Source organism: Flavobacterium sp. RSSB_23 (assembly GCF_051547145.1).
Classification (GTDB): domain Bacteria; phylum Bacteroidota; class Bacteroidia; order Flavobacteriales; family Flavobacteriaceae; genus Flavobacterium.
Window position 1 is genome coordinate 214,261 of sequence record NZ_JBPTTO010000001.1, and the last position, 14,582, is coordinate 228,842.

Consider the following 14,582-nt stretch of genomic DNA (forward strand, 5'->3'; position numbering starts at 1 on the left):
TGTTTGTAATTTTGCAACCTCAATTTTTTGACAACGATTTCATTAATTGAGCTATCTTATGGAAAATAAAAAACGAGTTGCCTTCTATACGCTGGGTTGTAAACTGAACTTTTCAGAAACTTCAACCATAGCGAGAAATCTTCAGGAAGAAGGCTTTGAAAGAGTTGATTTTGAAGAAGTAGCAGATATGTATGTTATTAATACGTGTTCTGTTACAGAAAATGCAGACAAACAATTCAAGCAAGTCGTGCGTAAAGCGATGAAGCTGAACGACAAAGCTTTCGTGGCCGCCGTTGGTTGTTATGCACAATTAAAACCAGAAGAACTCGCCGATGTTGACGGTGTAGATTTGGTTCTGGGTGCCACAGAAAAATTCAAATTAGCAGATTACATTAACGATTTATCCAAAAACGATTTTGGTCAAGTGCATTCTTGCGAAATTTCCGAAGCCGATTTTTATGTAGGCAGTTATTCAATTGGCGACAGAACAAGAGCTTTTCTTAAAATACAAGACGGTTGCGATTACAAATGTACCTATTGCACGATTCCACTAGCGAGAGGAATTTCTAGAAGTGATGCTTTAGAAAATGTATTAAAAAATGCTTCCGAAATTTCAAAACAAGGGATTAAAGAAATAGTGCTTACGGGTGTGAATATTGGCGATTACGGAAAAGGAGAGTTCGGGAATAAAAAACACGAGCACACCTTCCTTGATTTGGTAAAAGCACTCGACGAAGTAGAGGGAATAGAACGCCTTCGTATTTCGTCTATCGAACCTAATTTATTGAAAAACGAAACTATTGATTTTGTTTCCAAAAGCCGAACATTTGTACCGCATTTTCATATTCCTTTGCAATCTGGAAGCAATGAAATTTTGGGTAAAATGAAACGTCGTTACCAACGCGAAGTGTATACTGATAGAGTAGCAAACATCCGTCAAGTAATGCCACACGCTTGTATTGGTGTGGATGTTATCGTTGGATTTCCAGGAGAAACCGATGAGCATTTCTTAGAAACCTATCATTTCTTGAATGATTTAGATATTTCTTATTTACACGTTTTTACCTATTCAGAACGAGATAATACCGAGGCAGCTGTGATGGAAGGTGTAGTTCCTAATAACGTTCGCGCCAAACGTAGCAAAATGTTACGTGGTTTATCGGTGAAGAAACGTCGTTCGTTTTACGAAAGTCAATTAGGAACCCAAAGAACGGTTTTGTTTGAGGGCGAAAATAAAGAAGGCTACATTCACGGTTTTACTGAAAATTATGTAAAAGTGAAAACCCCTTGGAATCCTGAATTAGTGAATACTTTACACGAGGTACAATTGACCCGAATGGACGAAGACGGAAGTGTTCGTATGGAGTTTTTGAATGTAACAGTGTAATTAAAGCACTTTTTTGTAATAGCATAAAGCGAGTAAGAATAATATCTTACTCGCTTTTTTTTAGTTCCAAATTGCTTTTGAAATTAAAAGCAACCCTTAATTTACAGCTTCTACCAAGCGAATGAATTCGGCTTTGTATCCTTCAGAGTCGTTCGCCAAGCCTTGTTTTGCCAAAGCAATAATGTCTTTTGAAGAAGAATTCCCAATCAGTTTTGAATCTCTTAATTTTAAACCGAACCAAGCAACGGCATTGCTAAATTTAAAATCATCGGTGGTGTTTTGTAGCAAGCTACTTTTGTTTTCTATGGTTTGTACCATTTCGATGCTTTGGTCTCCATCTGGTTTTTTGTAACGGAATTTTATGGTGGCTAACTCGTTAGTGTATTTATTTTCTGTTGGAGTAGTGGTGGTGTATTTTAGTTCATCCGCTTCTGTATAAAATTTACTTTTGCTGCCCGCTGGTATAATTTCATACAAAGCTGTTACCGAATGATTGCTTCCTAATTCTCCCGCATCAATGGCATCATTTTTAAAATCTTCGGGTCTTAGTTTACGGTTTTCATATCCAATCAATCGGTAAGCTTTCACTTGGTTGGGATTGAATTCAATTTGAATTTTTACATCTTTAGCAATTGCAAACATCGAGCCTTTAAATTCTTTACCCAAAAAACGATTCGCTTCTTGAATGGTATCAATGTAAGCATAATTGCCATTTCCTTTATTGGCTAAAATTTCCATTTTACTGTCTTTATAATTCCCCATTCCGTAGCCTAAACAAGTTAAGAATACACCAGATTTTCTTTTTTCTTCGATGAGGTTTTCCATATCAGCATTGGAAGAACTTCCTACATTAAAGTCGCCATCAGTAGCCAAAATCACTCTGTTGTTGCCTCCTTTGATGAAGTTTTCTGCCGCAATTTTGTATGCAAGCGTAATGCCTTCACCACCTGCTGTACTTCCTCCTGCGTTGAGTTTTTCTAATGCATTATTTATGGATTCTTTTTCATCTCCCGAAGTTGGAGGTAATACTAGACCTGCCGCTCCAGCATATACTACAATCGATACTTTGTCTTTGGCTCTCAACTCATTTACCAATATTTTCATAGACTGTTTTAGTAAGGGCAATTTATTAGCATCACTCATAGAACCTGAAACATCAATTAAGAAAACCAAATTCGAGGCTGGCAAATCAAGGGTCGGAATGTTTTTTCCTTGCAATCCAATTTTTAAAATTTTAGTATCGGTATTCCACGGACTGTGACTCAATTCGGTTTGAATAGCAAACGGATGTTGGTCATTAGGTTGTGCGTAATTGTATTTGAAAAAATTAACCATTTCCTCCACACGAACCGCATCTTTAGGTACTTTTTGTCCATTGTTAATCATACGTCTTACATTGGTGTAGGAGGCATTATCAACATCAATAGAAAAAGTGGAAAGCGGTGCTGTTTTAGGGCTTTCAAATGCATTTTCTACAAAACTTTCGTAGTCTTCATCATTGATTGGTTCTGGTTGATAAGGATGGAGTTGTTGTAGTCTTTTGTTTATTTCTTTCTCGCTTAAGTTTTTATAGATTTCATTTTTTGAGGTGATAATCAAGACACCATTTGCAGCTTTTGCTCCGTATATAGAAGTGGCAGCACTGTCTTTGAGTACTTTTATATCTTGAATATCGTTCGGGTTGATTTTAGCTAGAGCATTCGATTTTACAGGCACACCATCAATGATATACAGTGGCTCATTTTTAGAAGAACTACTTTTGACACCTATGATGAAATTGTTTTGCGGAGCGTTGGCAATAGCGTTAGTGTTAGACGAAATGGTCACTCCTGCGACACGACCTTCGAGCTTTTGAACGGATGCAGCGGTCGAGGCTTTCTTTTTTTCATAGAAAGTATTATCCGATTCGTATTCGGCGTTACTGCCGTAGCCTACTACGACTACTTCATTTAGGGACATTTGGTCTGCCACTAATTTTACATTAATGATGTTTTGTTCTCCCACTTTTTTAGTTTGCGGTTTATAACCAATGTAACTAAACACCAATTGGTCTCCTTTTTGCGCTTGAATGGTATACTTGCCATCAAAATTTGTACTGGCGTTTGCTTTTGAGTTTTTGTTGACAATGGTAACTCCAGGAAGCGGACCTGAGGTGTCAGAAACGGTTCCTGTGATTGTTTTTTCTTGTGCTTTTGTTACGAAACATATAAGCATAGCAAGGCCTAATGAAATAAGTTTTACGTTTTTCATAATCGTGTTTTTTTAAGATTAGTGTTAGGGTATTCCTATTTTTGGACTGCGGGTTTTCCTGTTTTTGTAGTGATAATTACGACTCCTTTTTTACCTTTTTCACCATATTTTGAAACGGCATCGGTGTCTTTGAGAATGACAATGGTCTTAATGTCTTGATGATTGAGAGGCGCGTAAGGACTCTTGGGCTGTGGACCAAACAAATCGTCTTCCGAGAAGTAATTGCCATCAATGATATAAAGCGGATTGTCTAAGACTATCACCGACTCTAAGTTCTCGGGTTTAAAATTAGAAAGTTCTTGTTGCATAATGCGTTCTCTTTTTGAGGCATTACTGTCCGAGAGCGCTGTGTTGTCAATCACAACCAACGGACTACTTTTTTTAGCACGCTCTTGACTTTTTTCAGCAAAAGCCATTTTGTAATTGGCTTTTTCTTTGGCTACTGAAGCAGGAGCCGCCAATTTTTGTTCTATTGCATTCGATTCAGCATCCTTTTCATCCGCTACTTCCAAATTTGCGTTTGCTGTAACGATTTCAGGAATACTAATAGCATTTGTAGCACTACTCATTATCGTGTCTTTGGATTGCGTGTTATGAACCGCAACTTCTTGCCCAATAATGTTATCGATGATTTCTTCCTCTTCCGCTTTTTGTATGATGATAGGAGAACTACTAGTTTTATTTTCGTTAGTTTCAACAGCCGATGGATTGTTTTTTGTGGTTGTAGTAACTACCTTTGGAGCTTCTTGAATACTTTTCGGGCTAGACGAATTCAAGAACTGAAATCCAATCGAAAGCACCAATAAAAGCGATGCGGCTACGGCGATTTTTTGCCATAAAGCGATAGTTTTTTTAGCTTCTTTTTTGTCTAGTTTCTCTTCTAAGCGCGACCATACTTTTTCCATTCCAGGAAAATCTTGGTTTTCAGCATTTCGCTCGGCTTCTTTTATTTGTTCGAATAATTTATCTTGATAGTCCATAACTATTTTGCTTTTTGATAATAGAGGTTGTTCACCAGTTCCTTTAGTTTACTTTTGGCGGCATTCAATTGTGATTTTGAGGTGCCCTCAGAGATTTGTAACAAATTTGCAATCTCTTTGTGTCCATAGCCTTCTATCACAAAAAGAGTGAAAATAGTTTTGCAACCCTCAGGAATATGATTCAAAAGTTCCAATAAATCGGCTTCTTCAAGCGCTGTGATTTCTTCGGTAAAAGGTTGCGAAAGCAATTTCACATCATCCAAATACATATTGAAATTGGTACTTTTTTTAATTGCTGCCAAACAGTGATTCACCGTTATTTTTCGGCACCAAGCCTCAAAAGCCAGCACCTCTTTCAACTGGTCTATTTTGGTGAAAATAGTATAAAAAGCGTCGGCCAAAACTTCTTCAATATCTTCCTCCTTTTTAAGATAGCGCTTGCAAGTGCGATACAGCTTGGGCGCCATATAGTCATACACCTCGCGCTGAGCATCACGGTGCATTTTTTTGCAGTTAGAGAGTAGGGTTTCGTTTATCACAATTGATGTCTTTATTACTAAAGAGCGATTAAAAAACAAAAAGGTTGGGAAGCCTATCAAAAAAACATTCTTTTTTTAGCACAATCATCATAAATTCTAGTTTTAAAAATGAATGAAGGAGCGCCAACACTAGGCTTTCTGGTTAGCAGGTTTCCCGCTGTACGTTATATCTTTTTTATAACTGTCAGGTCCAAAAACCTGCCAGTTATAAAAAAGGATGCCACTTCCATCCTTTAGATTTGCTAAATAAATTTAAAGTACTTTTAATCAACAACCAAACTGACAAAGTGAACCTTCTCTTCGATCAAAGTTAGCTACTTATGCCCCGATTAGGACTTTGTCAGTTTTATTGAATAATCTTCAGAATAGTAATTAAGGTTATAATGCCTATTATCAAGGATATGAATGTATTCAATAGCTGGTTGCTAATTTTAAAACATTATCTTATGAGCAAATTTAAACATTTTCTAGGCATCGATGTATCCAAAGAGTATTTTGATGTAGTTTTAATTATGAATGGAGAAAAAGAAAAACCAATTCATAATCAATTTGTAAATGATTCCAAAGGAGTAAAAACATTAAATCAATGGCTTAAAAAGCAAAGGGCTACAAATCTAGAAACCCTTGTTTGCTTAGAACATACTGGTATGTATGGGAAATTAATCATTAAATATTTAATGATTTTTAATTATTCTCTTTGGGTGGAGATGTCTTTAAAAATTATAAGAAGTATGGGACTTCAAAGAGGTAAGAATGATAAAATTGATGCAGAAAGGATTGCTATTTATGCAATGAAAAATCTGCAGGATGCCGTAATTTATAAAGCTCCCAGTAAAACTGTTGAAAAAATCAGAAGTCTAATGTCATTAAGGGAAAAGTTGATTCTTACCAAATCTACTTTGATGCGAAATTCAAAAGAAATAAAATCTTTAGATCCCGAATTATCAAAACTCTCTGAGAAGTTTCAAAAGAAAACCTTAAAAGGGATTACTTCGGATCTAAAAGAAATAGAGAAACAATTAGATGTATTCATAAAGGGAGATGAAAACTTAAACAAAATTTATTCGCTAGCCATTTCGGTTCCTGGAGTTGGTAAAGTAACGACTTTATATTTAATCTGTTTTACTAATGAATTTAAAGCCTATTCATCGCCACGACAACTAGCTTGTTACGCGGGTGTGGTTCCTTTTGAGTATACTTCAGGAAAAAGCATAAGATCAAAACCGAGAGTTCACCATATGGCTAATAAAAAACTTAAAAAGCATTTGCATATGTGTGCGCTATCAGCAGTGAATCACGACCCCGAGATGAAAGAATATTTTAAAAGAAAAGTGGCTGAAGGAAAAAATAAAATGCTTGTAATTAACAATATACGAAACAAATTAGTACATCGTATATGTGCTTGTATTAGAGAGAATAAAACATTTGAAGTTAGAAAAGCAGCATAAAAAAATGTTCGTTTTTTACAGTTTTACATTGATTAGGGTAAGAGCAAACAGGTTTATTTGAAAAGAAACTTGTCTTGATAAAATTTATGATGTTTACGAATAAAAATAACTTATGAAAGGCACAAAAACCTTTGTGTAATTCTTATTCGAAGGTTTGTTATGTCTTTTTTTAAACTAAAAAATAAATAATTTTTTAGTTTGTATATGTCATAGTAATCGGGGCTATGAGCCAACATAGTGCTTTTTTGGAAGCAATTTAAGTTGCTACTTAAAGCGTACTCTTGTCAAGTACTAATTTATAAATATTCGTTTCCAATACCTCTGAGTCTTTGTCTTCGCATAACAAAAACTCCACTGTTTTGTCCGAATTTTGATAGAGAGTAAGACCTTCAAATTTATGCGTATCGCTTATTTTTTGGGTAAACTCTAGTTTCATCGTTTCTATATCTATTATCCCAATCAAGCTTCCCTTCACTTCTCCATCATTATACGTCGATTGTGTATCTTCGGCGGTAGCCAAAAAATAAATTTTAGCATCCACCAAAACGGCATCGGTAAAACTGCTACGCACGCCATTAATTTTAGGCAACTTATACTCGTTGCTAATCATATTGAATTCATTGATTAGGTTTTTACCATAAATCGTAAAAATCACATTTTTGCTCTTTTTCCCGTTCCCCCGATTAAAAAGTAGCCATTCTTTTCCAGTATAAATAGCCCCTTCCAGATTAAAATCATCGGGTTTGATTTGACCAAAGCTTTGCATTACGCCATACAAATCGGTCAAATCATTGGTTTTAATCTCTTTTTCGGTGGTATTAATTTCCACCATTTTGTTGCGTTTAGGAGTAGAACCAGAACCAAAAACATACAACTTGTCTTCAAAACTCGTTATGGCTTCAAAATCGGGTTTGTCTTTTTTAGCAATATTTACGCTGGCGTTTTCAATAATAGCGTGTTGCTGCAAGTCTTTGGCTTCCATATTGTATTCGTATAGATACCCGCTGTTATCACCAATAACATATAAGGAAGGCGATTTATAAATAAGACCAGAAGCAGAACCAATTCCTATGATTTGAAATAAAAGCTCGAGTGTGAATTTTTCCATTGCATTATAATATTTGTATCCAAATTCCATTTAAGTGCGGTATCCAGATGAATTAAAAAGCAACTAAAGTAGTGATTTGTCAGCAGAATCTTTTCGTTTAGGCGGACTTTAAAAGTTTCTTAGTATACTTTTTTAGGACAACTGCTTGGGTCTGGCTTCTCATTGTTAATTCAATTTAAACCCTATATGTACTCATTGTTACGTTGTAAATTTTAGATTAAATTATACTATAAAATCTTACGGATTGATAGCTGTTTCTTAATCCCAACGTGATAATGTGTTTAAATTCATACTCTTATTTTGTGGGTATAAAAAAAACATATAACAATGAAAAAACTAATTTTACCCTTATTGTGTTTGGTTTCACTTATTTCTTGTGAGAACGACTCTAATGACGCTAAACCAACTAGTGTGGTATTGGCAAATCAATCAGTAACTCCAGTATTGCTTACTAAAAAAGCAGGTTTTGAAAACGTGGAGTTATTCTCTTTAATTTCTTCTGATGATGTATTGGCTGGAAGTCCAAAATTCGTTTTTGGAGGTTCTGCTGACGGTTCTGGTTTGTTAAGAAACGAAGACGGAACATTTACTTTTTTGGTAAATCACGAAGACAATTTTGCGGTTTCTAGAGTTACTCTTGATAAAACCTTCAAACCTTTGAAAGGAGAATATTTATTAAACTCAGACGGAGGATTCTGGAGATTATGTAGTGCAACAATGGTGACTCCATCAGAACACGGATTTGGACCACTATTCTTAACTTCTGGAGAATCAGGAGAAGAGTCACTTACGCACGGTTTAGACCCTTTCGCTAGTGTGACTGAAGCATCTAGAAACAGAGGTTTAGAAGCTTTAGGAAGACTAAATGCCGAAAATGCAGTGCCATTAAATGCAAAGGCTTACCCTGGAAAAACAGTTATTCTATTAGGTGATGACGATTCAGATACTTACGGTGGTCAAGTTTTTATGTATGTTGCTGATAAAGTGGGCGATTTGCAAAATGGTTCTTTGTATATGATGAAGCGTAATGACGACAATCAAAGAGAAAAAGATATTGCTGTTAACCAAAAATATCCTGTTTCATTTGTAAAAATAGAAAATCATAAAAGTTTGACGGGAGCTGCCATCAATGCTTCAGTGAACACACTAAAAGCGCTAAAGTTTGGTCGTGTTGAAGATTTGGATTACAAAAAAGGAAGCGTTGAAGGAACTAGAGAAATTTATTTTAACGTAACGGGACAAAATACTACAGGTACCAATGCTGATGCTTCTAGAACCAAATACGGTCGTGTGTATAAATTAAATTTAGATGCTAAAAATCCATTAATCGGAAACTTAGAAGTGATTTTAGATGGCGATGACCGTAACGGGGTGGCAGGGAAATTTCAAAATCCAGACAATATATGTGTAACTAAAAATTATGTATATATTCAAGAAGATTCTAATGGTTACGGTGATGAAACGCACGATGCTTATATTTATCAATACAATATGGCTACCAAACAATTAAAAGTAGTTTTCGAATTAGACCATCGTCGTACTGCTTCCGATGCTGCTACTTATAATGTTGGTACTGCTTCAAAATTTGGAAGCTGGGAATATGGTGCTATGATTGATGTATCGGAGCAATTAGGCATCGATGATACCTTTTTATTATCTGTACAACCTCATACTTGGAGAGGTGATAAATACAAAGGCGTAGACGGAGGAACAAAACGTCCTTCAGAAAATCAAGCCAGTCAAATAGTACTAATCAAAGGATTAGCTAGATAATACCTTTTTTTGTTTCAACTTAACCACGATTGTTTGTAAGCAATCGTGGTTTTAGTTTATAATGTATCCGCTTTTATATGAGATTGTAAATGCAACAACCCTTTTATTTATGAAAAGATATTTTTTCTTATTGCTACTATGCTCTTTTTTTTCTTGTGAAAAAAAGGAAAACACACATAGCCTCATTTCATCCAATTTTACACGAAACGTAACTGAATTAATTCAAGAAGTCAATCAATTAAAAGCTTTAGTTGCCTCAGATGCCAAGCTTTCAGCGATTCAAAATCAATTTTTAAAAGCTAGAAATAGCTACAAAAAATTGGAATGGATGAGCGAGTACTATTACCCAACAGTTTCTAAATCAATTAACGGACCTGCAATTCCTGAGTTTGAAGAAAATGATGGCATAACAGTTCCTCCTGAGGGCTTTCAAGTAATAGAAGAATTTTTGTTTCCTAAATATGATGTAGCTACTAAATCAGATTTAGAAATGGAAATAGGCGTATTGAGGTCTAATTTGAATCGATTACAAAAGGTTTCGGAAAAAACCACCTTAGCGGATACTTATATTTTTGATGCGTTGCGACTATCCATTTTTAGAATGATTACCCTCGGAATTACGGGCTTTGATTCTCCAGTTGCACTGCATTCCATACCAGAAGCAAAAGTAGTTCTAGAAAGCATAGGGGAAAATGTAACTTTTTATAAAAACACTTTGGATGCTAAGTCATTTCAAGCCCTTTCAGCTACTCTTTCTCAAGGAACAAAATACCTAGCAACTCATACCAACTTCAATGCTTTTGATAGAGCGTATTTTATAAAAAATATAGCTAATCCATTGAGTAAACAGTTATATCAATGTCAAAAAAGTGCTTCGATTCCGTTTGTAAAAGAGACCAGAGCACTAAAAACTACAGCGCAAACGCTCTTTGATAAAGAGGCTTTTGATATAGAAGCTTTCAATGGTTTTCCTGATTATAAAACCACTCCAGAAAAAATTGCCTTAGGAAAAAGATTGTTCAATGACCCTATTTTGTCAGGCAACAATTCACGTTCTTGCGCTTCTTGTCACCATTCTGATATTGCTTTTACAGATGGTTTAGAACAAACCATTTCTTTAGATGGCAAAACCAAAGTCAAGCGAAACACCCCCACTTTGATGAACATTGCTTTCCAACGTGCTTTCTTTTATGATTCTAAAGTAAGTTATCTCGAAGACCAAGCCGTGGCTGTCATTACAAACGAAATCGAAATGCACGGTTCTCTTGAAAAATCAGTAAAAGCCTTGCAAAAAGATAAAAAGTACGTAGCCGAATTCAAAAAAGCATTTCCTAAAAATGAGATTAACGAATTCGGAATCAAAAATGCCTTGGCTTCCTACGTTCGCTCTTTGAGCAATTATAATTCAAAATTTGATGCATATATGCGTGATGAAGTCGAATATTCGACAGATGAAAAAGCAGGTTTTAATCTATTTGCTGGCAAAGCCAAATGCGCTACTTGCCATTTTATTCCTTTAACCAACGGGACAGTCCCACCTAATTTTATGAAAACAGAAAGCGAAATTTTAGGAGTACCCAATAGGCATAATTATTTAGATGCCGATTTAGGAAAATATGAATTGACCCAAGCCGAAATTCATAGAAATTCATTTAAAACACCCACCATCAGAAACATTGAGCTAACGGCTCCGTATATGCATAATGGTGTTTTCAAAACTTTAGAAGAAGTCATTGATTTTTATAACAAAGGTGGTGGAATTGGACTTGGATTTAAAGTGCCTAATCAAACCTTGCCAGAAGATGAATTACTGCTTTCAGATAAGGAAAAGAAGCAGTTAATTGCTTTTATGAAAACCCTTACCGATAAGCGAAATTAAGAAAGTTCTTTGGTCTGTAGTGCTTTATTCAAGGTCGATTGGAAGGTTTCAAAAATGATTTTTTTTAAACTAATTTCTATTCAAAGAATCGATTTCTTCTGATTACCTTTGCCGACCTAAAAAGCACTATAATGAACTTGTCACAATACACCAAAGAGTTTTCACAGAACATAAAATTGGCCTATCCTGTAGTTTTAGGAATGCTAGGTCACACCTTAATTGGTATTGTGGATAACTATATGGTGGGCAATTTAGGTTCTACAGAATTGGCAGCGGTTTCGTTAGGCAATAGTTTTATATTTTTGGCGCTCTCTGTAGGTATTGGTTTTTCTACAGCCATTACTCCATTGATTGCAGAGGCAGATGCGGAACAAAACACCAAAAAAATCCGAACGACTTTTCATCACGGATTGTTGTTGTGTACAATTTTAGGCGTTGTCTTGTTCGTTTTGACCGTCTTGTCCAAGCAACTGATGTATTTTATGAACCAGCCCGAAACAGTTGTTGTTTTGGCAGCTCCATACATTGACTGGGTGGCTTTTTCGTTGATTCCTGTAATCATTTATCAAGGGTACAAGCAATTTGCCGATGGATTGTCTCAAACCAAATATTCTATGTATGCCATATTTTTTGCCAATGTGGTACACGTGTTTTTTAACTATGTCTTGATTTATGGTGTTTGGTTTTTTCCAAAGTTAGGTATTGTAGGTGCTGCTTTAGGAACCGTTATTTCTAGAATCTTGATGGTGATTTTTATGCATTATATTATGAAGCATAACTCCATTATGAAACGCCATTTTAAAAATTTCACCTTCAAAGAAATCAAAAAATCGATTTTAAAAAAAATCATCAATCTAGGATTGCCCTCAGCGATGCAAATGTTGTTCGAGGTTACTTTATTTACCGCTGCGATTTGGCTTTCTGGAACTTTGGGTAAAAACAATCAAGCGGCCAACCAAATTGCGTTAATTTTAGCCTCTTCTACTTTTATGGTAGCAATGGGATTGAATGTAACGGCAATGATACGTGTAGGTCACGCCAAGGGAGCCGCCGATTTTAAAGGATTAATTGTGGTAGCACGTTCTATTTTTTTATTGGCAATCCTTATTGAATCGCTATTTGCCATTTTATTTATTGTATTCCATAATTATTTGCCACATTTATTTTTGAATACTGCTGATGTTTCTCAATTGGCCGACAACAATGAAATTATAATGATAACGGCCAAATTGTTATTGGTTGCAGCAGTTTTTCAAATTTCAGATGGGGTTCAAGTGGTTGTTTTGGGAGCCTTGAGAGGACTTCAAGATGTCAAAATTCCAATGTACATTACCTTCGTAGCTTATTGGATGGTTGGGTTTCCAGTATCCTTTTACTTAGGGAAATATACCGAACTTCAGGCGGTAGGAATTTGGATTGGATTATTAGCGGGATTGACGGCAGCGGCAGTATTTTTATACATTCGATTTTCTCGATTGACCAAGAAACTGGTTCTTTTGAACACAGCCGAATAAAGTTTTTCTTATAAATGTAACTTCTGTTTTATTTCCTCGTATAATAAGCATATCAACTAAACCAAAAAAAATGATAGTATTTATTATTCTCGGAATAATTTTGTTAGTCGTTAGTTTTACTTTAAACAACAACGCTAATCCTTTATCTAAATTTTCTAATCTTTTAAAAATTATTGGTGTTCTATTACTCCTAATCGGAGTTTTTTCTTCGATGTTCAAGCAAATCGACGCGGGTAAAGTAGGCGTAAAATCGCTTTACGGTAGTGTACAGCCCGATGTTTTAGAAAGTGGACTTCACGTAGTTAATCCACTTTTGGATATTACTGTTTTTGATGTGCAAACACAAAACTATACTATGTCAGCTGTTCATAGTGAAGGGGCTCAAGAAGGTGATGATGCGATTAGAGTATTATCTAATGACGGATTGGAAGTTGTTATTGACTTGACGGTTTTGTATCGTGTAATCCCAAATGAAGCACCTAAAATTTTGAAAGGAATTGGAGAAAGCTACACCGATAAAATTGTACGCCCAGTAACGAGAACCCGTATTCGCGACAATGCTGTTTATTATGATGCAGTGGCCTTATATTCGACCAAAAGAAATGAATTTCAGCAACGTATTTTCAAAAGTATTGAAGCCGATTTTAAATCTAGAGGATTGGTGTTAGAGCAATTGTTGATTCGAAATATCAATTTGCCAGAATCTGTAAAGAAAACCATCGAAAGTAAAATTAATGCCGAACAAGATGCTCAAAAAATGACCTTTGTTTTGCAAAAAGAAAAGCAAGAAGCGGAACGTAAAAGGGTAGAAGCACAAGGTATCGCAGATTACCAACGTATCATTTCTTTAGGTTTAACAGACAAACAATTGCAATACGAACAAATCAAGGCACAAAAAGAAATTGCTACTTCACCCAACACTAAAATTATTTTTATGGGAAAAGGAAGTGCGCCAGTGATTCTTTCGGATAAATAGTTTTTTGAGGTTAATCGGTTATTTGTTTAATCGGTTAACTGTTACGAACTGAATGCTTAAATTTGTAAAAAGTTATACGCTTAGCATAGCTTTGAAGTAAAATATAGTCAATAGACAACAAACAATAAACAACAAACAAAAATGGAATTACCAAAATTTTTACTAGGCGACAATACCGACTTTCCAGACGATATTTTTATCATTCATATGGATTATCCTCGATTTATCATTAATCTTAAAGATGATGAGGTAGAGTTTTTAGAAGAACCCGAAGATTTAGACGAAGCCGAATTGAACGCCGAAATGGAAGGTTTAATCGAACAAGCGAATGCGTTTTATGACCGCGAAATAGCACGATTCGAAGAGGAATAAGCTGTCCTTATGAAGAAGTTATTTGTAATAATGCTCGTTTTTACAGCCATTATCGCTATCATTGATGGTGTAATGGACTTTGGTGATTTAAATTTCAAACCTGTAACGGGAAACACCATTACTGATTGGTTGAATGGCCTCAGACATAATTATGGATTAATTATCAAAAAATTACTCCAAATAGGGATTGGAGTAGGAGTGATTAAGTTTTGCTACGATTGGTTTTGTGATGAAGAAGCTTTAGCAAATGAAAAGGAATCTGCTTAAAAAGTACAAACTAAGTTATTAACTAGTAGCAGATAAAATAGTAAGAGATATAGCGGCAGTTAATGGAACAACAACTCCATTAACTGCCT

Annotated in this window: 12 protein-coding genes; 8 read left to right on the plus strand and 4 right to left on the minus strand. The window is 35.4% G+C overall.

Features of this window, described 5'->3' with window-relative positions:
- Window positions 1–58 precede the first annotated feature (58 nt).
- Complete coding sequence (mtaB, locus tag ACSVH9_RS01050) at window positions 59–1,387, plus strand: tRNA (N(6)-L-threonylcarbamoyladenosine(37)-C(2))-methylthiotransferase MtaB (RefSeq protein ID WP_438062087.1); 1,329 nt, start codon at window positions 59–61, stop codon at window positions 1,385–1,387.
- A gap of 96 nt (window positions 1,388–1,483) precedes the next feature.
- On the opposite strand, the gene ACSVH9_RS01055 is transcribed toward mtaB, so the two are convergent.
- The 3 genes from ACSVH9_RS01055 to ACSVH9_RS01065 are packed head-to-tail and all read right to left on the minus strand — an operon-like array spanning window position 1,484 to window position 5,120.
- Window positions 1,484–3,637, minus strand: a complete 2,154-nt coding sequence (locus ACSVH9_RS01055) for a YfbK domain-containing protein (RefSeq protein ID WP_438062088.1) — start codon at window positions 3,635–3,637, stop codon at window positions 1,484–1,486.
- Between the two features lie 35 nt (window positions 3,638–3,672).
- Window positions 3,673–4,617 (minus strand): hypothetical protein, encoded by a 945-nt coding sequence (locus tag ACSVH9_RS01060; protein WP_438062089.1) that lies wholly within the window; start codon window positions 4,615–4,617, stop codon window positions 3,673–3,675.
- A 2-nt stretch (window positions 4,618–4,619) separates the two neighbouring features.
- Window positions 4,620–5,120 carry an RNA polymerase sigma factor gene (locus ACSVH9_RS01065; protein ID WP_438062516.1) on the minus strand — a complete coding sequence of 167 codons (501 nt, stop codon included), beginning with the start codon at window positions 5,118–5,120 and terminating at the stop codon, window positions 4,620–4,622.
- Window positions 5,121–5,602: 482 nt separating this feature from the next.
- On the opposite strand from ACSVH9_RS01065, the gene ACSVH9_RS01070 reads away from it, so the two are divergent.
- Window positions 5,603–6,604, plus strand: coding sequence for an IS110 family transposase (locus ACSVH9_RS01070; RefSeq protein ID WP_438061994.1), 1,002 nt, complete (start codon window positions 5,603–5,605; stop codon window positions 6,602–6,604).
- A 268-nt stretch (window positions 6,605–6,872) separates the two neighbouring features.
- Here the strand turns inward: ACSVH9_RS01070 and ACSVH9_RS01075 are convergent, their stop codons facing one another.
- Entirely contained in the window at window positions 6,873–7,712 is an 840-nt protein-coding gene (locus ACSVH9_RS01075) for a DUF6929 family protein (protein ID WP_438062090.1), read from the minus strand.
- A 327-nt stretch (window positions 7,713–8,039) separates the two neighbouring features.
- Here ACSVH9_RS01075 and ACSVH9_RS01080 point away from each other — a divergent pair, with 327 nt between their 5' ends.
- The 6 genes from ACSVH9_RS01080 (at window position 8,040) to ACSVH9_RS01105 (ending at window position 14,493) form a co-directional block, all read left to right on the plus strand.
- On the plus strand, window positions 8,040–9,485 hold the full coding sequence (locus ACSVH9_RS01080) for a hypothetical protein (protein WP_315140126.1): 1,446 nt from the start codon (window positions 8,040–8,042) through the stop codon (window positions 9,483–9,485).
- Between the two features lie 109 nt (window positions 9,486–9,594).
- Window positions 9,595–11,364, plus strand: a complete 1,770-nt coding sequence (locus ACSVH9_RS01085) for a cytochrome-c peroxidase (protein ID WP_438062091.1) — start codon at window positions 9,595–9,597, stop codon at window positions 11,362–11,364.
- A gap of 131 nt (window positions 11,365–11,495) precedes the next feature.
- Window positions 11,496–12,878 carry an MATE family efflux transporter gene (locus tag ACSVH9_RS01090; protein ID WP_438062092.1) on the plus strand — a complete coding sequence of 461 codons (1,383 nt, stop codon included), beginning with the start codon at window positions 11,496–11,498 and terminating at the stop codon, window positions 12,876–12,878.
- A 70-nt stretch (window positions 12,879–12,948) separates the two neighbouring features.
- A complete protein-coding gene (locus tag ACSVH9_RS01095) occupies window positions 12,949–13,854 on the plus strand; it encodes a prohibitin family protein (RefSeq protein ID WP_438062093.1) in 906 nt (301 codons plus the stop codon).
- A gap of 141 nt (window positions 13,855–13,995) precedes the next feature.
- Window positions 13,996–14,226 (plus strand): hypothetical protein, encoded by a 231-nt coding sequence (locus ACSVH9_RS01100; RefSeq protein WP_024982332.1) that lies wholly within the window; start codon window positions 13,996–13,998, stop codon window positions 14,224–14,226.
- Window positions 14,227–14,235: 9 nt separating this feature from the next.
- A complete protein-coding gene (locus tag ACSVH9_RS01105) occupies window positions 14,236–14,493 on the plus strand; it encodes a hypothetical protein (protein ID WP_438062094.1) in 258 nt (85 codons plus the stop codon).
- Window positions 14,494–14,582: the final 89 nt, after the last annotated feature.

Bases quoted from the DNA above. Each gene is read 5' to 3' on its own strand.
- ACSVH9_RS01065 (WP_438062516.1), bottom strand. From the start codon at position 5,120: ATGCACCGTGATGCTCAGCGCGAGGTGTATGACTATATGGCGCCCAAG.
- ACSVH9_RS01100 (WP_024982332.1), top strand. From the start codon at position 13,996: ATGGAATTACCAAAATTTTTACTAGGCGACAATACCGACTTTCCAGAC.
- mtaB (WP_438062087.1), top strand. From the start codon at position 59: ATGGAAAATAAAAAACGAGTTGCCTTCTATACGCTGGGTTGTAAACTG.
- ACSVH9_RS01090 (WP_438062092.1), top strand. From the start codon at position 11,496: ATGAACTTGTCACAATACACCAAAGAGTTTTCACAGAACATAAAATTG.
- ACSVH9_RS01070 (WP_438061994.1), top strand. From the start codon at position 5,603: ATGAGCAAATTTAAACATTTTCTAGGCATCGATGTATCCAAAGAGTAT.
- ACSVH9_RS01055 (WP_438062088.1), bottom strand. From the start codon at position 3,637: ATGAAAAACGTAAAACTTATTTCATTAGGCCTTGCTATGCTTATATGT.
- ACSVH9_RS01075 (WP_438062090.1), bottom strand. From the start codon at position 7,712: ATGGAAAAATTCACACTCGAGCTTTTATTTCAAATCATAGGAATTGGT.
- ACSVH9_RS01105 (WP_438062094.1), top strand. From the start codon at position 14,236: ATGAAGAAGTTATTTGTAATAATGCTCGTTTTTACAGCCATTATCGCT.
- ACSVH9_RS01080 (WP_315140126.1), top strand. From the start codon at position 8,040: ATGAAAAAACTAATTTTACCCTTATTGTGTTTGGTTTCACTTATTTCT.
- ACSVH9_RS01060 (WP_438062089.1), bottom strand. From the start codon at position 4,617: ATGGACTATCAAGATAAATTATTCGAACAAATAAAAGAAGCCGAGCGA.
- ACSVH9_RS01095 (WP_438062093.1), top strand. From the start codon at position 12,949: ATGATAGTATTTATTATTCTCGGAATAATTTTGTTAGTCGTTAGTTTT.
- ACSVH9_RS01085 (WP_438062091.1), top strand. From the start codon at position 9,595: ATGAAAAGATATTTTTTCTTATTGCTACTATGCTCTTTTTTTTCTTGT.